At 66.5% G+C, this 22038-nt stretch carries 11 protein-coding genes and 1 pseudogene; 2 read left to right on the forward strand and 10 right to left on the reverse strand.

Features of this window, described 5'->3' with window-relative positions; translation table 11 throughout:
- Nucleotides 1-81 precede the first annotated feature (81 nt).
- The 7 genes and pseudogenes from B9C43_RS43825 to B9C43_RS59010 form a co-directional block, all read right to left on the reverse strand.
- A pseudogene (locus B9C43_RS43825) lies at nt 82-9535 on the reverse strand (amino acid adenylation domain-containing protein).
- A gap of 32 nt (nt 9536-9567) precedes the next feature.
- Entirely contained in the window at nt 9568-11523 is a 1956-nt protein-coding gene (locus B9C43_RS43830; RefSeq protein ID WP_084433481.1) for an ABC transporter ATP-binding protein, read from the reverse strand.
- 210 nt (nt 11524-11733) lie between these two features.
- Nucleotides 11734-12849: a prephenate dehydrogenase gene (locus B9C43_RS43835; RefSeq protein ID WP_084433482.1), complete on the reverse strand. Its 1116-nt coding sequence runs from the start codon at nt 12847-12849 to the stop codon at nt 11734-11736.
- 175 nt (nt 12850-13024) lie between these two features.
- Complete coding sequence (locus B9C43_RS43840; RefSeq protein WP_084433483.1) at nt 13025-14263, reverse strand: cation:proton antiporter domain-containing protein; 1239 nt, start codon at nt 14261-14263, stop codon at nt 13025-13027.
- Between the two features lie 297 nt (nt 14264-14560).
- A complete protein-coding gene (locus B9C43_RS59005) occupies nt 14561-14797 on the reverse strand; it encodes a helix-turn-helix domain-containing protein (RefSeq protein WP_327224722.1) in 237 nt (78 codons plus the stop codon).
- A 260-nt stretch (nt 14798-15057) separates the two neighbouring features.
- Nucleotides 15058-15855: a winged helix-turn-helix transcriptional regulator gene (locus B9C43_RS43850; protein ID WP_456077601.1), complete on the reverse strand. Its 798-nt coding sequence runs from the start codon at nt 15853-15855 to the stop codon at nt 15058-15060.
- A gap of 447 nt (nt 15856-16302) precedes the next feature.
- Nucleotides 16303-16761, reverse strand: coding sequence for an alpha-hydroxy-acid oxidizing protein (locus B9C43_RS59010; protein WP_235039201.1), 459 nt, complete (start codon nt 16759-16761; stop codon nt 16303-16305).
- On the opposite strand from B9C43_RS59010, the gene B9C43_RS57880 reads away from it, so the two are divergent.
- The gene (locus B9C43_RS57880) at nt 16730-16996 is read left to right on the forward strand and encodes a hypothetical protein (protein WP_200825992.1); all 267 of its coding nucleotides are present in this window, start codon (nt 16730-16732) and stop codon (nt 16994-16996) included. The two genes, B9C43_RS59010 and B9C43_RS57880, sit on opposite strands and share 32 nt — an antisense overlap.
- An 846-nt stretch (nt 16997-17842) precedes the next feature.
- Here B9C43_RS57880 and B9C43_RS43855 read toward each other — a convergent pair.
- The 3 genes from B9C43_RS43855 to B9C43_RS43865 form a co-directional block, all read right to left on the reverse strand.
- Nucleotides 17843-18280 (reverse strand): GNAT family N-acetyltransferase, encoded by a 438-nt coding sequence (locus B9C43_RS43855; protein WP_084433484.1) that lies wholly within the window; start codon nt 18278-18280, stop codon nt 17843-17845.
- 41 nt (nt 18281-18321) lie between these two features.
- Nucleotides 18322-19038, reverse strand: coding sequence for a hypothetical protein (locus B9C43_RS43860; protein WP_084433294.1), 717 nt, complete (start codon nt 19036-19038; stop codon nt 18322-18324).
- A 445-nt stretch (nt 19039-19483) separates the two neighbouring features.
- Entirely contained in the window at nt 19484-21043 is a 1560-nt protein-coding gene (locus B9C43_RS43865; protein ID WP_084433295.1) for a glycine hydroxymethyltransferase, read from the reverse strand.
- A gap of 154 nt (nt 21044-21197) precedes the next feature.
- Between B9C43_RS43865 and B9C43_RS43870 the strand changes: the two genes are divergently transcribed.
- Nucleotides 21198-22031: an ABC transporter ATP-binding protein gene (locus tag B9C43_RS43870; RefSeq protein ID WP_084433485.1), complete on the forward strand. Its 834-nt coding sequence runs from the start codon at nt 21198-21200 to the stop codon at nt 22029-22031.
- Nucleotides 22032-22038: the final 7 nt, after the last annotated feature.

The raw sequence follows: 22038 nt of genomic DNA on the forward strand, positions 1-22038 counted from the left end.
CACCGGCCACGTCGTGCGTTCTTGTCGCTATTTCGTACGAGCTGTCGATTTTCAGGCACCCGGCGACGAAGGCCGCCGCGATCAGCTGGATGCCTGCGGGACTTCGTCGAATTCCGCCTCGAATTCGTCGATCTCGTCCTTGCCGAGATCGAGAAGGGCGGCGTCGGCCGCGGAATCAGCCTGACCAGCCGCAGGCTCGGCGCCGGAATCGACGCCGGATTCGACGATTGTCGCGAGCCCAGCCGGTGTCCTGTGCTCGAACACCTCGACCACGGTGAAGGCCATTCCGGCACGCATCGCCCGCGCCGCCAGCTTCACCGAAAGAATGGAGTCCCCGCCTATCTCGAAGAAGTTGTCGTCCACGCCGACCCGGTCAAGGCCGAGCACCCCGGCGAAGAGTTCACACAGCTCCCGCTCGGCCGCCGTGCGCGGCTCCCGGTAGGTGACACGGTCGCTGAAGTCGGGATCCGGCAACGCCTCCCGGTCGACCTTCCCGTTCGCCGTCACCGGCAGAGCGGGCAGCACGATCACGTCCGCGGGCACCATGTACTCAGGCAGCACCCTGGCGAGAAGATCGCGCAGCCGTACCGGATCCACGTCGTCGTCGGACACGACATAGCCGATCAACCGTCCGTCGCGTGCCACCACCACCGACTGGTCGACGCCCGGCTGCTCGGCCAGCGCCGCCTCGACTTCACCCGGCTCCACCCGGTGGCCACGGATCTTGACCTGGTTGTCGTCCCGCCCGGCGAACACCAGCTCGCCCTCGTCGGTCCAGTACGCCAGATCCCCTGTCCGATACATCCGTTCCCCTGGGGAGAACGGATCGGCGACGAACCGCTCCGCCGTCAACGCCGAACGACCCAGGTAGCCATGGGCCACTCCGGCGCCGGCGATGTACAGGTCACCCGCGACGCCCGGCGGCAACGGGCGCAGGAAGACATCCAGCACGTACAGCCGCCGCCCAGGCATCGGCCGGCCGATCGGCAGCGCCGGTCCCACCTGATCGCCGGGCTTGATCGGTTTCCAGGTCGCGCACAGCGTGGTTTCCGTCGGGCCGTATGTGTGCACAACGCGTAACTGCGGGCATGCCTGCCTTACCCGCTCCACCACATCGAGCGGCACCACGTCGCCACCCACCGCCACGTCGCGCAGCCCCGCGAAAGACTCCGGCGACTCCTGTACGAGCGCCCTGAAGTGTCCTGCGGTGAAGTTCACCGCGGTGAGACCGTCCGCCACGTGTGCGGCGAGCCGCGCAGCGTCGACCACGCCGGGCTCGGTGATCATCACACGCGCACCCGATACGAGCGGCACCCACACGTCGTACAACGACGCGTCGAAGGTGTGCGGAGCGTGCATCAGCACCGCGTCGCCGGCATGCACGTCCCACCCCGGATCTCCGGCGAGAGCCGCCACGCCCCCGTGCGAGATCGCCACGCCCTTCGGAGTCCCGGTCGATCCGGACGTGTACATCACGTACGCCAGATCGTCCGCCCCGACCGGGACAAGGGAAACGTCACCGTCGTTGGCGTCGTCCAGGAGGATCTGCTGGTGACCCGATGGCACCACACCCGAGGTCTCCACTCGGCACACCACCGCCGAGACCGCGGCGTCGGCCAGCATGAACTCCACCCGGTCCGCCGGGTAGCCCGGATCGACCGGCACGAACGCCGCTCCTGCCTTCCACACCCCGAGCCATGCCGCCAGTACCTCCGGCGACCGCTCCAGCACCACCCCGACGCGGTCGCCGCGCCGCACGCCGTGATCCGCCAGGATCCGCGCCAGCCGACCGGACCACTGGTCCAGCTCCGCGTACGACCAGGCCCGGTCCCCAGCCGTCACCGCCGTCGCGTCAGGTGCTTTTTCCACCTGACGGCGGAACAAATCCACCGCCGACGGCGCGTCGATCGCGTCGCCCGAGTCGTTCCACCGCTCGACCACCAGCTCACGCCCGGCGTCGCTCACCACGTCAAGACGGCCCACCGCCGTCCCGGGCTCCGCGATCATCCGCTCAAGGACGCGGGCGAGCCCGTGCAGAGCCTCCTTGGCGGTCTGGTCGTCGATCAGCTCCGGCAGGTACTCCACTTCGGTCTGCAGGCTCTCGCCCGGCATGATGCCGAGCAGGATCGGGTACGGCGCCGACTGGTGGAACTCCTTCAGGCGCAGCCGCAGACCGCGGTCGGAGTCCGATTTCGCGGCCGGGTCGACGTAGTTCTCGAACGACACGACCGTGTCGAAACTCGCCCCGCCCAGCTTCTGGATCTCCTGCAGTCCGAGATGCTGGTGCGAGATCAGCGCGACCTGCCGCTCCTGCAGCTCGGTGAGCATCTGCAGGACCGTCCGTTCGCCGTCCAACCGCACTCGCACCGGCACGGTGTTGATGAACAGCCCTACGACCTGTTCCACGCCGGGCAACTCCGCGGGACGCCCTGAAACCACGGCGCCGAACACCACGTCACGACGGTGCGCCAGCCGGGCGAGCACCAACGCCCACGCCCCTTGCACCAGCGTGTTCAGCGTCAACCCATGACGGCGGGCGAACTCGGCCAGAGCGGACGTGAACTCCGGTGAATAGCCGATCGCCTCCCGTGCCTGCTGGCCAGGGGCCTTCCTGGCTCGTTCGGAGATCCCGAGCCTCGATCGCTCGGCACCGGCCAGCTCCGCCTGCCATGCCGCGCGGGCGCTCTGCTTGTCCTGCTGGTCCAGCCAGGCCAGATAGTCCCGGTAGGAGCGAGAGGGCGGCAGCGCGGAAGCAACGCCGCCCGCGGCGTAGATCTGCAGGAGTTCCGACTCGAGCAGCGCCCGCGACCACCCGTCCAGGACCAGGTGGTGGCTTGTGGTGACAAGGCAGTGTTTCTCCGGGGCGATCCGGATCAGCATCAGCCGCAGCAGCGGAGGCTTCGCCACGTCGAACTTCTTGGCGCGCTCCTTCGCCGCGAGCACGCTCACCTCGGCCAGCGCGTCCTGCTCGGTCAGGTGCGACAGATCGCGTTCCTCCCACGGGAGCTTCACCTCCCGGGGAATGAGCTGGACCATCTCGCCGGTCTTGCGCCGGTGGAAGCTCGCCCGAAGCGCCGCATGCCGGTTGAGCAGGGTCTGCCAGGACGTCCGGAACCGGTCGGTGTCCATGGGCCCGTCGACGATCAGCGTCTGCTGGATGCGATAAGTATCCGGGGCCTCGTCATCGAGTGCGATGTGGAAGAGGATTCCCTCCTGCATCGGTGACGGCGGCCAGACTTCCGCGAGCGCCATTCCGGAGGACGTGGTCGGAGTATTCACGAAATCTAGCCTCCATTGCTTTCCACCGCTATTGCAGGAGTTCGGCCGCAATTGCTTCGAATTCCTCGATCTCGTCCTGGTCCAGGTCGAGCAGGTCGAAGTCGGAAGCCGTATGTCCCCCCGCGGAGGGATCATCCGCCTGACGGGCCAGCCCTGACAACATGTCCAGCCATGCCCGGCCCAGTCCGTCGATCGCACTCTCGTCGAGCAGCTCGCCCGACCATTCCACCGTGAGTATCAATTCGGGACCGTCCGGCAGATCCTGGACGATCGCATTGACCTCGATCGCGTGCGGCAAGCCCATTCCCGGTTCCAGCGAACTACCGATGTCACCGACCGGCTGCCAGGCCCGCACATCACTGTCAACGGTGACGAACCGGCCCATGTAGTTGAACCCGATCTGCGGCGACGGCAATGCGGCCAGAACCGGACCCGTCTCGCCGTTGAGATAACGCAGCAAGCCATATCCGAGCCCGTCGCCGGGCACCGCCCGCGACTGCTCCTTGACCACCTTCAGCAAACGCCCGGCCGCCGAACCACCGGCAAGCACGTCCGCCAAGTCGATCCCCGCCACATCCAGCCGCACCGGGTGCACGCTGGTGAACCAGCCCACCGTCCTGGACAGATCCATCCCGTCGGCTGGATGACGGCCGTGGCTTTCCACGTCCACCAGCACCGAGTCCCCGCCGCGCCACCGCGCAACCGCGCCTGCCAACCCGGCCAGCAAGACCTCATGCACCCCGCAGTGGAACACCACCGGAGCCCGCCCCACCAACACCGACGTCTCAGCCCTCGGCACCATCCACGACCGCGAGCGCACTTCCCCAGCCGCGGCATGGCCTGCCGTCGTCTCAGGCGCACCGAGCGGCTGCTCCTCCTGACCGACGATCGCTTTCCACGCCGCCAGCTCGCTGACCCGCTCCGCGGAGACCGCCCACTGCTCGAGCAGACCCGCCCACCGCCTGAACGACACGCCCACCGGGTCCAGCTCCGGCTCCCGCCCCGCGGCCACCGCCTCACACGCCATTTGCAGATCCGGCAGCAAAACCCGCCACGACACCCCGTCGACCGCGAGGTGGTGCACTACCACCACCAACCGCCCCAGCCGACTCGGCCCCGCGTCCGCCCACACCACCTGCACCATCACGCCAGCCGTGGGATCCAACCGGGCCACGGCATCCCGCGCCGCACCCTCCACGACTTCATCCACCGAACCGCCGTCAACTTCCACACGCGTAACCAGTCCGCGCACATCCACCGACCCACGATCACTCACGGACAACCGCCGCCCCGCCTCGTCGTCAACGACGCGGGCCCGCAACACGTCATGCGTATCCACCACGGCGGCCAATCCGGCCACCAGCGTCTCCTCGGTCAGATCCGAAGGCGCCCCCACCACGACCCATTGCGCAAACCCAGGCCCCACAACGCCGTCGCCCAACACCCACATCACCGGCGTCCACGCGACATCGCCCACACCGTCAGCCATCGTGGAACGACCCGGCGCCGGCAGCGACGATTCGGCCGCCAGCTGCGCGATCCGCTCCGGTGTTCTCCCGTCGAAGACATCCGCCGCGGCGAACGTCAGACCCGCGTGCCGCGCCCGCGCCGCCAGCTGCATGGCGAGGATCGAATCCCCGCCCAGCTCGAAGAAACTGTCGTCCACACCAACCTGCGGCAGACCGAGCAGGTCGGCGAACAACTTGCACAACACCCGTTCGGCGTCGGTGGCCGGCTGCCGGGCAGGCGTCCCGGCGTTGAAGTCGGGATCCGGCAGCGCGCGCCGATCGATCTTCCCGTGTGCCGTCAGCGGCAGGGCATCCAGCGCCACCACCGCCGCGGGCACCATGTACTGCGGCAGCCGGGACGCGAGATCGTCCCGCACCGCCTGCGTGTCGATATCGCCCGGCGTCACGTAGGCCAGCAGGCGGTCCTCGCGGACGGTCACCGCGGCTTGGGTGACGCGTGGGTAGCCGGACAAGGCGAACTCGATCTCGCGGGGTTCGACCCGGAACCCACGGATCTTGACCTGGTCGTCGGCCCGCCCGGCGGACACCAGCTCACCCTGGTCGGTCCAGTACGCCAGGTCCCCGGTCCGGTACATCCGCTCACCGGGAACGAACGGATCGGCCACGAACCGCTCGGCCGTCAACGCCGACCGGCCCAGGTAGCCGCGGGCCACCCCGATCCCGGCCAGATACAGCTCACCGGTGATCCCCGGCGGCAACGGGCGCAGGAACGCGTCCAGCAGATAACCGCGAACTCCCGGGACCGGCTTGCCGAACGGGATCGGATCCTGGCCCGGCGACAACGGCATGCTCATCGTCGCGCAGATCGTGGTCTCGGTCGGCCCGTAGGCATTGATCATCCGCTGGTCCGCCGACAGGCGGTCCACCAGACCCGGCGGACAGAGCTCCCCTGCCGCCACCACCGTCTCCACCCGTGCCGGCAACGCGTCGGCTGTGCCCAGCACCGACGGCGGCGCCTTCACGTGCGTGATGTCCCACCGTTCCAACGCCTCAGTCAACGACACCCGCGGCGGCAAGTCCTGCTCCGGCGGCATCACCAGCGTCGCCCCCGACAACAACGCCATCATCACCTCGGAGACGATGGTGTCGAAGCCAAGCGCCGCGAACTGCAGGACCCGTGAAGACGGCGTCACACCGAACCGGTCGATGTGCGCCATGGCCAGATTCCCCAGCCCGGAGTGGGTGACGACGACGCCCTTCGGAGTTCCCGTCGACCCCGACGTGTAGATCACGTACGCCGCGTCACGCGGACCCACCCGTGGCAATGCCGCGCTCGGGGTCTCCGCCAGATCCAGCTCGTCGATCACCATCAGCCGGTCCGCGAACTCCGCGGGTACCGCCCCTCGCGTCTTTCCCTGACACACCACCAACATCGGATCCGCGCTGCGGAAGATCCACTGCTTGCGCTCGTCCGGATACGCCGGATCCACCGGCACGAACGTGCCGCCTGCCAGCATCACGCCCAACATCCCGGTGACCCACCAGGACGACCGCCCCACCACCAGGCCGACGCGGCGCTCGGAGCCGACCCCGTGAGCCCGCAACGCGGCCGCGAACTTCAGCGACCGCTCCCACAACTGCCCATACGTCAACTCACCATCGCCGTCCGCCAGCGCCACGTCATCCGGCCGCTGCGCCACCATCCGCCCTACCAGCGCGGGCAGCGACTCTCCCGCCAGCAACGCCGGGTCCGGGTGGCCCACCGTCCCGTCACCCACACCGACCCGCGCCACCAGGCCGGACGGATCGGCGGTCACGTTGTCCAGAGCACCGACGAACCACTCGAGAACCGAGTCGGCGACGATCTGGTCGACCTGTCCCTGCCGGTAGCCGAGCTGGATCCGGAACTGATCTCCCGGGATGATGCCGAGGGTCACCGGGTAGTGCGTCCCCTCGATCGTGCCGAGATACGTGAACTGGTCGGCGAAGTCCCGCGGGTAGTTCTCGAACACCAGCAGCGTGTCGAACACCGCGCCCGGTCCGGCCGCCTTCTGGATCTCCGGCAGCCCCAGATGCTGATGCGGCATCATGGCCACCTGCCGGCGCTGCAGGTCGGTGAGCATGTCCACGACCGATTGCCTGCCGTCCAGCGCCACCCGGACCGGCACCGTGTTCATCAACAGCCCCGGCATCGACTCCACGCCCGGGAGCTCCGCGGGACGGCAGGCGACCGTGGTGCCGAACACCACGTCGGTCCGCCGCGCGAGCCGCGCCAGCACCATCGCCCACGCCGCCTGGACCAGGGTGTTCAGCGTCAGCCCGTGGTCGCGGGCGAACTCGATCAGCCTGGTGTGCAGATGTGGCGGCAGGATGGTGACGCGGTAGTCGTAGTCCGTCCCCGCGGCCGTCTTGGCGATCAGCGCGGGCTCGTCGAGGCCGGACAGCTCGGCCCGCCAGGCCGCGGACGCCGCGTCCTTGTCCTGCCGGTCCAGCCAAGTCAAGTAGTCCCGGTAGGAGGCGGCACCCGTCCGATCCGGGAACTGCCCACCGGCCGTGTAGGCCTCGGCCACCTCGTTGAGGATGACCGCCACCGACCAGCCGTCGGTCAGGATGTGGTGGTTGACGACCAGCAGACGGTGCCGGTCGTCGGCCAGCCGGACCAGCACCAGCCGGAACAGCGGTGCCTTGGCGAGATCGAACCGCTGCTGCTGCTCCTGTCTGGCCAGCACTGCGACGGCCGCGTCGACATCGCTCGCACCCGTCAGATCCACCTCACGCCACGGCAGGTCGACCTGTCCGGCGACGGCCTGCACCGTCTTGCCCGACGCGAGCCGGTGGAAGCTCAGCCGAAGCTCGGCGTGCCGGGCGAAAACCGCTTCCCACACGGCCCGCAGCCGGGCCACGTCCAGCGCCCCGGTCAGCTCCACGATCCACTGCGTCTGGTAGATGTCCGGGCCTTGGTCATCGAGGGTCGCCTGGAAGAACAACCCTGCCTGAAGCGGTGCCAGTGGCCAGATGTCCTCCGCCCCAGGGACAGCGATCGCCAACTCCGCCTCGTCTTGCGCGGTCAGAACGATCAAGGGGCCGTCGACGGGACTGTCAGCCGGTACGGCCCGTGCCACGGCCGCCAGCCCCGCAGGAGTCTTCTCCCCGAAGATCTGGGAGGGCGTCACCAGAAGACCTGCCTTGGCCGCACGCGCAGCCAACCGCACCGCGACGATCGAATCCCCGCCCAACTCGAAGAAGCCGTCATCGACACCGGCTCGGTCCACGCCGAGCACCTCGGCGAACAAGTCGCACAGGACTCGCTCGGCCTCGGTGGCTGGTTCGCGGCCCGCGCCGTTCGCCGTGAATTCGGGCGCGGGCAACGCCGCCCGGTCCACCTTGCCGTTGCCGGTCAGCGGCAGCGCGTCCAGCCTGATCACCGCGGCCGGAACCATGTAGTCCGGCAGTACCGTCTCGACACGTTCACGGATGAGCACGGGATCCGCAGCCTCGTCCGCCACCACATAGGCGATCAGGCGCCCGTCGATCGCCAGCACCACGGCCTCGTGGACGTCCAACTGAGCGGTCAGCGCAGCCTCGATCTCGCCGGGCTCGATCCGGAACCCGCGGATCTTCACCTGGTCATCGGCCCGGCCCGCGAACAGCAACTCACCGCCCGAGGTCCACTGCGCGAGGTCCCCGGTCCGGTACATCCTCTTCCCTGGCGCGGACGGATCCGCGACGAACCGCTCCGCAGTCATCCCCGCCCTGTCCAGGTAGCCGTCCGCCAGACCAGCACCGGACAGGTACAGATCGCCGACCACACCCGGTTGCACGGGCCGCAGCGACTCGTCGAGCACGTGAGCCTGACGGCCGGACAACGGACGGCCGATGGGCAACACCGGACCCACCGCATCACCCGGCTCAAGCAGATGCCACGTCGCGCACAATGTCGTTTCGGTCGGGCCGTACAGGTGTCGAATCCGCACTCCGGGGCACGCCGCCTGGACCCGCTCCACCGCGTGTGCGGGCACCAGGTCACCGCCGGTCAGCACCTCTTGGAGGCCCGCGAACGACTCCGGCGATTCCTCCGCCACCGCGCGAAAGTTCCCCGCGGTCAGGTGCGCCCTCGTCACCCCGGCCGCGACGGCCTCCCGCAGGCGCTGGGCATCAACCGTCCCCGGCGCGGCGATCACCACACGGGCACCCGACACCAGCGGCACCCAGATCTCGAACAGGGACGCGTCGAAGGCGTGTGGCGCGTGCATGAGGACCGCATCGCCGGGTTCCACCGCCCAGCCGGGATTCCCCACCAACTCCACAACGCTGCGATGCGGGACGGCCACGCCCTTCGGCGTGCCCGTCGAGCCGGAGGTGTACATCACGTACGCCAGATCTCCCGGGCGCACCGGGACCGCCGGCGCATCGCTCGCATCCTCTTCCGTGACGACGATCGACTCGATGCCGTCCGATACGTCGTCGCGCGTCGCGACCGAACACACCATCAGGGACACGCCCGCGTCCACCACCATGAACGCCACCCGCCTGGCGGGATAGGCGGCGTCCACCGGCACATACGCCGCCCCGGCCTTCCATACGGCGAGAAGCGCCACCAGCAGGTCCGCCGAACGGTCCATCATGACCGCGACGCGGTCGCCACGGCGGACGCCCCGGCTGATCAAACGCCCGGACAACCCGCGCGCGAGCTCATCGAGTCGCTGATACGTCAGGACCCGATCACCGTCGACCACGGCCACCGCATCGGGCGTCCGGTCCACATGCGCGGCGAACAGGTCCAGCACCGACGGCGTGGCCTGGGCTGCGGAATTCATCGTCATCCTCCACGAACCACGTGGTGCACCGGCTCAGGCTCGTCGTCGACCTCGGCTGCTTTGCTGGCCGGCTTGGCTCCGTTGCTCTCCGGCTTGGCGAACTGCGTGTGATAAAGCTCGGCGTAGAGACCGCCCTGGGCGAGCAGTTCCTCGTGCGTCCCGCGCTCCCGCACCCCGCCACCGTCGATCACGAGGATCTGGTCGGCCTCGCGGATCGTGGACAACCGGTGGGCGATCACCACCGAGGTACGGTTGCGCAACGCGGTCTTCAGCGCCCGCTGGACGGCTGCCTCCGACTCGGAGTCCAGGTGAGCGGTGGCTTCGTCGAGTACGACGATCGACGGCGCCTTCAGCAGCAGCCGGGCGATGGCCAGTCGCTGCTTCTCCCCGCCGGACAAGCGATAGCCGTGATCGCCCGTGACGGTGTCCAGCCCGCTGGGAAGCGACTGGATCAGATCCCAGATCTGGGCCCCTTCGCACGCCTCGATCAGCTCGTCCTCGGTCGCGGTCGGGCGAGCATAGAGAAGGTTTTCCCGGATCGTGTCGTGGAACAGGTAGGTGTCCTGGCTGACCACCCCGACCGTCTGGCGCAGCGACTCGAAGGTGAGGTCCCGCAGATCGTGTCCGCCGACGCGAACGATCCCAGAGGTCGGGTCGTACAGCCGGGTCACCAAGTGGGTGAGGGTGCTCTTCCCCGCGCCGGACGGGCCGACGAGCGCGGTAATGGTTCCGGCAGGCACGCGCAGGCTCACGTCGCGCAGAACATCCGGCGTCTCTTCCCCGCGGCCGCGTCCAGCACGCACGTTCTGCTCCAGCGACGGCAGCGAGACCTCGTCCGCGCTGGGATAGCGGAACGACACGTTCTCGAACTCGATGTCCGGCGCTTCGTTCTTGGCGAGCCCGACCGCGTCGGGACGTTCCTCGATGAGCGGCTTCAGATCAAGCACCTCGAAGATCCGGTCGAAGCTCACCACGACGGTCAGCGCGGTCTCCTGGATCCCGGACAGCGCGGTGATCGGCCCGAACAGCCGCCCGAGCAGAGTGGCGATGGCCACCAACGTGCCGAGCTGGAATGCCCCGGCGAGCACGAGCCCGCCACCGACTCCGTAGACGAGCGCCGTGGCGAGTGAGGCCATCAGCGCCATGACGACGAAGCCCAGCCGGCCGTACACGGACAGGCGCACGCCGATCCCACGGATCCGCCCGGCACGATCGGCGTACTCGGCCATCTCCTCGTCCGGACGGCCGAAGAGCTTGGAGAGCATCGCGCCCTGGACGTTGAACCGCTCCTGGAGAAGCCCGCCAAGGCCGGTGTTCTCCTCCATCAGCCGTCTGGCGTACCGGTGGATCAGCCGCCCCCCGAAGATCCATGGCACGAGGAACAGCGGAATCAGCAGCAGCGAGACGACGGCGACAAGCCACGACAGGTAGAACAGCTCCGCTATCACCAGCACGACCGTGACCACGCTGGTGGCCGCCATCAGCATGGCGCTGAATGCCTGCTGCGCCATGACCAGGTCCGTGTGCAGCCGGCCGACCAGCACCCCGGTCTGGGTGCGGGTGAAGAAGGCGATCGGCAGCCGCCTGACGTGGTCGAGCGCTTGAACCCGGAGGTCGTAGGTGACTCCTTGCCCGATCCGCCCGGAAATGTACGCCGCCAACAGCGACAGCAGCGCGCCGACCACGGCAAGCCCGGCGGTCAGGAAAGCCATCAGGGTCACATACCCGGCATCGTTCTTGAGGATGCCGTTGTCGACGAGCTCCAGCAGTAACAACGGCGTTGCGACGACGATGAACGACTCCAGCCCGGCGACGAGAAAGAAGAGCGCCACCTTGCCGATATGCGGGCGAAAGTAGGCGAGGACTCTGCGCAGCGTTCCCGGGCGGATCTTGGTCTGCCAGGGATCGGGGTCGTCATCGCTCTTTTTCACCCCCCCGAAGCGCATAACCACATCCATGCAGGCACCCCTCTCACACGCGAAGTCGGCGATCACAATCGTGCTGAATCGAGTCGATGTCCACGAGTGGATCTGAGCGAACATTTCTGGCTATGACGGAAATGTCCGAGCGCGTCGGAAGAACGCGCCCGGCACTGGTCGGACGACTTACCGCCAAATCTGTGGGCTACAACACTTTCTCGCCACAACGTGCCCGGCGAAACGCACCGTTCAGGACGGCTGCGGCGATGTCGCCCGGCCACGCACCGCGGGACCCACCGCGTTCCCGCTGGGAACAGGCGGAACATGCCAGCCGTGGAACCGCAGTGCGTCGGCGAGGCGGTCGGTGTCCTGCGGGCGTACGGACATCTCGGCCACACCGACCGGCAGACCCGTCGAGTGCTCCAGCCGGACGTCCTCGATGTTGACGTTCGCCAGCCCCGCCGCGTTGAACAACCGAGCCAGTTCCCCCGGTCTGTCCTGCAGAACCACTTGAACCACGCCGTAATCGTGCACCGGCCCGCCATGCTTGCCGGGGATCCGGTCGTGGCCGTCGGCCCCACGCCGCAGCAGATCCGTCACGTCATCCAGATCGCCGGACCGCAGAGCCGACGCCGACGCGGCGAGATCGGCCGCGATCCGCTCGAGCACCTCGGCAACCGGCAGGGCGTTCCCGGCAAGGATCCTTTGCCACAGCAAGGGATCTCCGGCGGCAATGCGCGTCGTGTCGCGCAGCCCTTGCCCCGCCAGGCCCAGCGCGACATCGTCGCCGCCCATCAGACTCGCCGCCACAGCCGACGACACCACGTGCGGCGCGTGCGATACCAGCGCCACCGCCGAGTCGTGCTCGCGCGCGCCCACAGTGACGGCATTCGCACCGCACGTTGACACCAGCTCCCGCGCCAGCCGTACGGCACCGACATTCGTGTCAGGGCCGGGACACAGCGCCCAAGGACGGCCCAAGAACAGATCAGCACGAGCAGCGGCCGGTCCGGACCGCTCCCGCCCGGCGAGCGGGTGCCCCGGTACATAACAGGTCATGTCGCACCCAAGCCGCTGCGCGTCAGCGATCGGATCGACCTTGACGCTGGCCACGTCGGTGTACGCCCGGGCGGCCCGGTGCTTCTGCAGATCCGCCAGCACCTCCCCCACGAGGTGCGGCGGCACGGCGATCACCGCCAGATCCACGTCCTGGCCGGTCCACTCCTGGCCCGCACCGAGCTCTCGTGCCAGCCGCACGGCATCCGCGTCAATATCGGAGAGGTAGACCGCGACATCCTTCTCGCGAAGGGCAAGCGCGGCCGAAGTGCCGATCAGCCCGGTGCCGGCAACGAGCACCTTCTCCATGGTCACCGCTACTTCTTAGGCCGCTCACTTGGCGAAGTCCAGCAATGGGGCCTGGGCACCGCACAATGGACAGCACGAATCACCGAGCACCTCCGTCTTCTGTGGACCATCAAGCCCAGCATCTGTCCAATGTAGACATGCTGGTAGCCGTTGGCGGCCTGTATGCACAGGAAAGTCACGCGGCGGGTTGCCGAGCTTGCTCGATGGCCTGGTCCCGCTCGATCACCGAGGCCGGATAGATCAGTCGCAGCAACGGTCCCGCCATGGCTGTCGTGATCACCGCCATCGCCACCATGATCGAGTAGAGCGACTGGTCCAGTACGCCAAGCTGAAGGCCTACCGTGAGAATGATCAGTTCGGTCAGGCCACGGGTGTTCATCAGTGTGGCGAGCGCGGCGGACTTGCGAGCGGGCAGGCCATGCAAGCGGGCACCCACGAACGCGCCACCGAACTTGCCCGCGATGGCGACCAGCAACACAAGGCCGAGCTCGACGAGGCCCGTCGTGCTGAGCGTGGACAGGTTCACCTTCAAGCCGCTGACAATGAAGAACACGGGCAGCAGCAACGCCGAGTTGAACTCCTCCACCCGGTCGATGATCCTGTGCCGCAGCGTGTCGGTGCCTTCCCGCGGCACGATGACACCGAACAGGAACGCGCCGAAGATGAAGTGCAGACCGATCAATTCGGTCACCGCGCCGGAAATCAGCGCTCCTGCCAGAACCGTCGGCAGTGCCCCGGTGGCGCCGGCTGTGAAGAGCTTGCGCAGCAGCGGCCGTACCACCCAGAGCATGAGTGCGACGTAGATCGGTCCGAGCACGATCAGCCACTGTTCGACACCACTGGCACCGCCGGACACGATCACCACGACCGCGAGCAAGCACCACGCCAGCACGTCGCCGATCGCCGCGCACGTCAGCGCCAGCCCACCGAGCATCGTTCGCAGCATGCCGCGGTCTTGCAGAATCCTTGCCAGCACAGGGAACGCGGTGACCGACATCGCCGCGCCGATGAACAGCACGAAACCGAGCCGGTGCTCGACCGGACGGTTCATCGCCAGGTAGAACGCCAGCCCCACGCCAAGGGTGAACGGAAGAACGATCGAGCTGACCGACACGGTCACCGCGAGCTTCCCCCTGCCACGCAACAGGGTTTGTTCCAGTTCAAGGCCGACCATGAACATGAACATGGCGACACCGACGTTCGCCAATGCGGCCAGGAAGGGGCGTACGTCGGTCGGGAACAGCGCGGCCGCGAACCCCTCGCCGAACAACGTCGGGCCAAGCAGGATTCCCGCGAGCAGCTCACCGATCACCGGCGGTTGGTCGAACCGCCGTGCCACCGCGCCGAGCAGGCGCGCCAGCACGACGATCACCGCGAGATCGAGCAACAAGAAGACCACTTGATGGGTGTTCAAAGACATCCCCTTACATCCGTGCCATGGCAGGAGAATGCGGGGCGCTCGCCGATGGGTCTCACGATCGTGGCCGCGCAGCGAAGAGCCATCCACGCCTGATTCGCCCGCGTCGCAACGAGATCGGGTGCGATCTTCGCCGAAAGTAATGACCCGGCGGGCTACCGTCAATGCTTCACAAGCGACCGGCCAGCGCCGGGCGTCGTCGTCACCGCCGACACGGCGACCGGCGATGCTACGAGCCGTCCAAGAGTTGGACAGCGACCGCGTGTGTCGCTGTCCGCCCCTTCACCGAGCGCCTCAATCCTCCCGGCCCACCGCCGACAACGACGTCGGCAGGAAATCCCGGCCGGTGATTCCCAGTTTCTTGAACACGCGAGTCAAGTGCTGCTCGACGGTGCTCGGCGTGATGAACAGCCGCTCCGCGATCTCCCGGTTGACGCATCCTTGCGCCGCGAGTGCGGCCACCCGCAACTCGGCACGGGTGAGCGGCGGGTGTGTCGGACCGGCACCATTGCCATGACCAACTGGATTCACGGCTCGATCGCCGCGATCGGCGCTCTTCTGCCGAGGTAGCCAAACTCCGTCGGGGCGTTCGATGAGGCCTCGCGCATACCCCTCCGGCATCGTCGCCGCGTCCCCTCGTATCTCCGCGGACACCGCACACCGCCTCATCGTGCCGCTATCGGTCCCTGCCATTTCCCCAGCCCCAGTCACTCTGCCGTGATGTTTGTGCCGTGTACCCGATTTATCCTTTTCGTTGCTGTACACGGCTGGTCAACGCGTTCGTTACGCGATCATCCCGCGGCCAGATCGCTCGCCCGGTTTTCCAAGCGATCCGCGAACTCCGCCCACACCCGGGCGTGATCCCTGGCGAATCCGGCGACCACGCTGCACAAATGCGGTGGGACGCCGTGCAGGACCCGTCCCCACTCCTGACCGTCAATGGAATGCATGGCGAACATCCGCAACAGGATTCGGCCGGTCTCGGTCAGGCGCAGCGCGGGATCGGCCTTGAGGCGCTCCAGCACGGCAAGACGATCACGGTCGACGATGCGGCCGAAGTCAGGCTCCGTCCAACGCAATGGCTGCGGCTTTGCCTGTAATCGTCTGCTCCCGTCCGGGGTCGGGCTCTCACCACGCTCCAACCGGCCTCGCACATCCCTGACCGTCTCCGGCGAGATGCCGACCTTCTTGGCGACCTGCCGCAGCGAAAGACCCGGATCACTGCGGATCAGCTCGGCGGCGAGTCTCCTGCCCTCCGAACCGTCGACCGGGCGAATGCGCCCGTCCCGTCCGATCCTCGCCTCGTTTCCACCCTCGCCTCCTCGCCTGCGCAGGTCAGCCACTGTGCCGGCGGATATACCGGTCACCGAGGCCACCCGCCGGTCGGACCACTGCGGATGTGTCCCGATGATCTGGACTGCCGCACGCTTGCGATCGGCGAGTGAGAGCGGCAAACCATGCCGTATGTTCGCCTCGACAGCCATGACGAAGGCGTCTGATTCGGTACCGTCCACGAACCTCGCAAGGATCTTCGTATCGCCTCGGACTCGCGCCGCCTTCAACCTGTGCAAGCCGTCGATCACCTGCATCGTCGGGCGGTGAACGAGAATAGGTGGGAGTTCCCCTTCTGCCGACAACAGTGTCTCGACATGCTCCGGATCCTCGCCAGAGGTTCGTGGCGAGGATGTGGAAGACAGCCGGGACAGCTCGATTTCGACGACCGGGAGAGCGACTACGTCATCTCTCGTCGGATCCACTTAGCCCCCAAATTGGATCTCTTCTTCGTCAACTTTTCGGTGCGGCACAGAACTCGGCGTTACCACCGGTTGCTCGAACTGCGCCGATAGTGCACACTGAGAGTTCTCTCAGGATTTCCCTCGGTGAAGGCGAACCGAGTTCGCGTACGCGCGCACGGCCTACCCCCAGAAATGCATGGAACTCGGCCCGAACCTCAGGGGTTCCCGGTGAATTCGAATATGTGCAAGACTACGTCTCCCCCGCCATCATCTGGCGCGATGAACTCATAGTCGCGCGACTCATCGAATTGCAGAACGCTTCCCGCAAGCATTCCAGCCACTCCGGTTTTGTGGGCCCCTCACGGACATGTTAAAGGGGGTGGTATACATGAACCACCCCCCTATTCCGGACAGTCGCCCCCGCTCTTCGGCTGCCGCCGGTTCAGGATCTTGCGAGCCGTGTCCACCCAGACGCGTCCGACCAGGTCCGTGCCATCTCACAGTTCGACGGCGAGCAGTTCGAGTGCCTGCCGTCCAACCGTCCGGCCTCCGCGGTTGGACGCCACGATCCCCGTCCACGCCAGCCTTTGCGGCGCAGCGGACGTCCTCGCCAGTGAGGACCCCTCTGAACACCACCGGCAGGTCCGCGTGCGCGCGGACCGCCTCCACGGTCTGCCAGGTGCCCGGCGGCAGCGTGCCCTTCGACAAGTGACCGGAGCTCGCACCCTTGGCGGTGATCGCCGCTAAACCACTACTCATCGTGGGCCGGACCAAGGCCGACGCCCGCCGTAATGTGACACCTCAGGACATGCTCGATCTTGTGTTCTCCCCAGTAAGTCCACACCGGGCAGCATGGCACGGCCAATCGTTGTTGGCAATTAATGAACAACCACATTGCCTGCGCGAGGCGATCATGGTATTCGCTGGCCGCGTTCCGGCCCAGGTCGGCCATTCAGTAGGTTTCGACATGACGGCCGGTGACCACCCAACGTGATACGAACGGGTGATCACATGTTTCCAGCGCACGGTCCAATTGGCATGGTCTGCGCCAACCGGCTCCCCGCCGCGCGTCCCTACAGGCATTTTCAGCCACGGCTCGCTTGGCTCAGGGGCGTAATTGCTGCCCGTATTCCAAGAACTCCACGTCCTTTGTGGGCCGTCCACAGTGACTGAACACCGCCTTGAGTGGACGGTTGGCCCACTCGAGCATTTGTTGTTCCATGCCGCGCGTAAAAGCCGGAGGTGGGACGCACTCCTGGTTGCGGGGACCGTTCGTGCGTCCCACCTTCGGTGCCGGTGTCCATCTCGGGTTTGGGGGTGCCCGATCAAGCACACCGACAGATGCCCGTCGCACTGGACGGGCAGGTCATCCGAGTGTGATGTGCCAAGGGGACGAGCGCGGAACCGCGTCATGTGAATGCGGGTCCGATGGGACGGTCGTGAGCCGCTGTTTGCAGGGTGTTGGCGAGCGGAGCTCGAACACGATCGGACTGTAGATCAGGATCATACAGGCGAAAATAGGGAATTTTCGCGTTCAACAGCATTCAGTTGGGAGCCATCGCCCTGTCGTGCGCGTGCGATCAGCCACTTGGCTCGCTGTAGGCATGCCGTCAGTCAAGGCAGCGTGGTGTTGCCTGCACGTATGCGATTTTTGATCCGCCGACGATATACGCCGTCTCGTTGCATCGGACCGCGCGCGGCGTAGCTTCACCAACTTCACATTCTCGGCACTTGGACGTCGCGCTCACCGAGCTCGTTTCGCGCGGCGTTTGGCAAGTGCCGGCACCGATCTCTACGACGACCTGGCGCCTATAGTCCACAAAGGACTTTCCCAGCACTCTCAGAGGTACCGCCGGTACCCCTGAGCGAGCGGTTGAAAGCCCTGGGACTCATAGAAGGCGTGTGCGTCCGTCCGGGTGGCGCGGGACAGCAACTGGACCTTGTAGCAGTCCGCCTCGCGCGCCAGCCGGACGGCTTCCCGGAGCAGGGCGGAGCCGACGCCCGTGCGCTGGGCGGCCGCCACGACCACGAAGTTCTCGATCAACATCAGCGAGCGGGTGTTACGGGTGAGGTTGGCCTGGATCGCGCAGTCGGTCGTGCCAAGGAGACCCGAATCCGCCTCGGCCACCAGGATGGTCCGGCAGGGCTGCGCCTGGATCGCCCGCCAGGCGCGCTGCGCGGATTCCGTCGACGGGACTGGGTCATCCGGGTGGAGTTCGGCGTAGAGGCCAAGGACAGCAGGCAAATCGCTGACCGTCGCGGCTCGAATCGTTGGCACGCCATGCACTCTACGCACACATGCTGGCCCGACCTCAGAGCTCACCGCATGATGGCGGTCCCGAAACCGTTGAACATATGCGACATGGCGTCTTCCGGGTAGAAGCGCACGCCTGCACGGTAGATCGGGTCCGAGGGATCGACGACCGTGAACACACCGTTGCGATAGCTGTCGATGACCACTACGTGTCCGCCTTCGTAGAAAGCACTACGCACGGAGGCCAGGAAGAAGTCCGCGCTTCCGCTCTCGAACAGCCTCGCGAGTGCGGCGACGTCAACGTGGCGCAGCTCAGCATCCACCCCGAACCGCTGGAACAGCGCGGACGAGAACCTGTGGTCATACCCACCGACCATCGTGAAGGTGGGATTGAACCGCGATTGATCACCACGCTCGACCCGGTCACTGGCACGTGTGACGAGCGCGCCATCCGCGCATTCGGTCGACTGCGCCACTCGCCGGACCGTCACGGTCAGATCCTGGCCATCGCTTTCGTAGCTACGTCGCAGCACTTCGACGTCGCCATCGACGTGTTCGTCCAGGATGAATCGCACGAACGGCGCCAACGACTCACCGGCCCGCCACTTGTCGTCAAGCAGCCCGTAGTGTGACAACACGATCGCCGCCGACGTAGGACCGCACATCCGCCTGGCCAGGTCCGGGACGGAAAGTGCACGAAACTGGCAGAAGAACGAACCTTCGCCGATTCGGGGCGAATGTATCCCGCCGGGCCAAGTCTGCTCGTGCAGGCGCAATGTCACTTCTCCGTTCCCCGGCGACGAATAGGGTTCAGTCTACGGCAGCATGACGACGTCGTTGTCATACCCCGTACCGTGAACTCCGAGTGGCCGCGACACTGACTGTCACGACTATCGGCAAGCGCCGCCTCGGGCGGGTCAAGTGAGCAAAGGGCGAGCGTCCTCACGGATTGGCCGCATTTCGGTGATATCTGTCCCAATGCGACACGCTGGTGGCCCGTTGGCCTTTCGGCAAGCAGGTTCAGGAGTGACTGAAACTGTTGCCGCTCATGTGGCTGCCGCGTATTTTCCGGCGACGACACCACCCTGCACGAGAGACCCGACGGCACGGTCGGGGCCGAAAGCTGCCACCGCTGAGGTGAGTTTCTCCGGCGGTGGCAGTGCTGTGTTCGCACGGCTTTCCGCTGAGGAAGCACGTCTTCCTGGCTCTCGCCGCTTGTGATGGCTTCTACGTGTCGGCGTTGGTGACTCCTGCCGAGCGAACGAAGTCGAGATCGATTTCGGGATAAAGCGGGTACCGATCGAGCAGATCGGAGACGCGTCCCCTGGCTCCATCGGCGACTGTGTCTGGTAGCTCGTACTTCGCTTTGCTCACCGTGCCATCGCCTTTCGCCGTCGCCGCGGGCGATGTCTTGCTGAGGACTGACACGATGATCTCGGCGATTTCGGCCACTTCAGCGGCACCCATCCCGAGCGTCGTCACCGCCGCTGTGCCAAGCCGCAGGCCGCTGGTGTACCAGGGTCCGTTCGCGTCGAATGGCAACGAGTTCCGGTTGAGCGTCAACCCGCACGATCGCAGCGCCGACTCCGCTTGCCGCCCGGTAAGGCCGTACGAACTGGTGACGTCAAGCAGAACGAGATGGTTGTCGGTGCCACCGGTGACAACCGCTCCGCCACGCTTCTGCAACTCATCGGCCAACACTCGGGCGTTGTCGACAATGGAATGCGCGTAGGTCTGGAAATTCGGCTCCAATGCCTCGCGGAAGGCCACCACCTTGGCCGCCATGGCATGTGGCAGCGGCCCACCGAGGACCATTGGGCATCCTTTGTCGACCGCCGGAGCGAATTCGCTTGTACACAACACCATGCCGCCCCGCGGGCCCCGCAGTGTCTTGTGCGTCGTACTCGTCACGACGTGGGCATACGGCACGGGGTCGTACTCGCCGGTGAACACCTTGCCCGCGACGAGCCCGGCGAAGTGCGCCATGTCGACCATGAACGTCGCGCCGACCTCATCGGCCAGCTCACGGAGCCGCGCGAAGTTGATCTTGCGTGGATAGGCGCTGTACCCCGCGAGCAGGATCCTTGGCCGAACCTCGAGCGCCTGCCGGCGGATCGCGTCGAAGTCGAGCAGGTTCGTGCCGCGATCGACTGTGTAGGAGTGCGCCTCGAACAAACGGCTCGAAACATTGTGCCGATACCCGTGGGTGAGATGCCCACCCGAGTAGTAGTCCATCCCGAGCAGGCGCTGCCCGACGAACCGTTGACGCACGTTTTCCCAGTCGGCGTCCGAGATGTTCGCCGGATTGGTCTGGCCGAAGCGCTCGAGCTCCGGCGATTCGACAGTCGTGGCAAGGATGGAAAGAAAAGCAACGAGATTCGCGTCGGCACCGGAGTGTGGCTGGACGTAAGCGTGGTCGGCGCCGAACAGCTTATGGACCAGCTCCGCAGCCTGCAGTTCTATCGCGTCGACGTTGTCGCATCCGGCGTAGAAGCGGTGCCCCGCGAAGCCTTCGGCGTACTTGTCGGTGAAAAGGTTGCCTTGGGCCAACTGTACGGCCAACGAACTGTAGTTCTCGCTCGCGATCAGCTTCACGTTGGACCGCTGGTCGGCGAGCTCGTTGACGATGGAGGCCGCCACATCGGGCACGACCGCACCGATCGTGTCCAGCCCCGCGTAGAAGGCAGCCGCTCCTGAGTCGATGCGGTCGGCCGACGTCCTGGTCAAATATCGGTGGAGCAGTCCACCGACAGGACTGTGGCCCCTTGTTGTGTTGGCTGACGCCATCGCTGTTGGTCCTCCCGGCCGGGTCCCGGTGCAGTGCCTGGCACGTCTTCCTGGACTCTACGCATCGCCGCCGGCTTGACCTTGCCCCTGGGTCAACCCTCCATGCTTCTGGCAGGAGCTTCCGCGGGACAGCTCCGCAAGGAGGCAGATGACCATGTTCGTCGAGAAGACCCCCGGCCAACACGCGACTACGGCGACAGCACAAGCCCGATCGACCGCGATTCACGTGCAGGGTCTGGAGAAGTCGTACGGAAAGCTGGAGGTGTTGCGCGGTGTGGACTTCGACGTGGCGCGGGGCAGCATCTTCGCCCTGCTCGGCTCCAACGGGTCGGGCAAGACCACGACCGTCCGGATCCTCGCCACGCTGCTGAAAGCTGATGCGGGGACGGTCAGCGTCAACAGCTTCGACGTCGCCACGCAACCGGCGAACGTGCGGGAGTCGATCAGCCTCACCGGGCAGTTCGCCGCCGTCGACGAAATCCTCAGCGGCCGGGAGAACCTCGTCCTGGTCGCCAAGCTGCGGCACCTCAAGGACTCCGGCGCGATCGCGGACGACCTGCTTGAGCGTTTCTCGCTGACCGACGCGGCCGCACGCAGGGTGTCGTCCTATTCGGGTGGCATGCGCCGCCGCCTGGACATCGCGATGAGCCTCATCGGGAACTCACCGGTGATCTTCCTGGACGAGCCGACCGCCGGGCTCGACCCCGAGGGGCGCATCGAGGTGTGGCATGCGGTCAAGCAACTCGCTGGGCATGGCACGACAGTCCTGCTCATTACGCAGTACCTGGACGAGGCCGAACAGCTCGCCGACCGGATCGCGATCCTCCACAAGGGACGGATCATCGCGAACGGCACGCTGGCCGAGCTCAAGCAGCTCCTTCCGCCCGCCACGGTCGAATACGTGGAGAAGCAGCCGACCCTTGAGGAGATCTTCCTCGCGATCATCGGCGGCCACGACAAGAGCGACGCCACCGGCACGAACAACTAGGGAACAA

The organism is Kibdelosporangium aridum (assembly GCF_900176515.1).
Classification (GTDB): Bacteria; Actinomycetota; Actinomycetes; order Mycobacteriales; family Pseudonocardiaceae; genus Kibdelosporangium; species Kibdelosporangium aridum.

Coding starts and splice junctions, on each gene's coding strand:
- B9C43_RS43830 (WP_084433481.1), bottom strand. CDS start 11,523: ATGGATGTGGTTATGCGCTTCGGGGGGGTGAAAAAGAGCGATGACGAC.
- B9C43_RS43835 (WP_084433482.1), bottom strand. CDS start 12,849: ATGGAGAAGGTGCTCGTTGCCGGCACCGGGCTGATCGGCACTTCGGCC.
- B9C43_RS43850 (WP_456077601.1), bottom strand. CDS start 15,855: ATGCAGGTGATCGACGGCTTGCACAGGTTGAAGGCGGCGCGAGTCCGA.
- B9C43_RS59010 (WP_235039201.1), bottom strand. CDS start 16,761: ATGAGTAGTGGTTTAGCGGCGATCACCGCCAAGGGTGCGAGCTCCGGT.
- B9C43_RS43865 (WP_084433295.1), bottom strand. CDS start 21,043: ATGGCGTCAGCCAACACAACAAGGGGCCACAGTCCTGTCGGTGGACTG.
- B9C43_RS43870 (WP_084433485.1), top strand. CDS start 21,198: ATGTTCGTCGAGAAGACCCCCGGCCAACACGCGACTACGGCGACAGCA.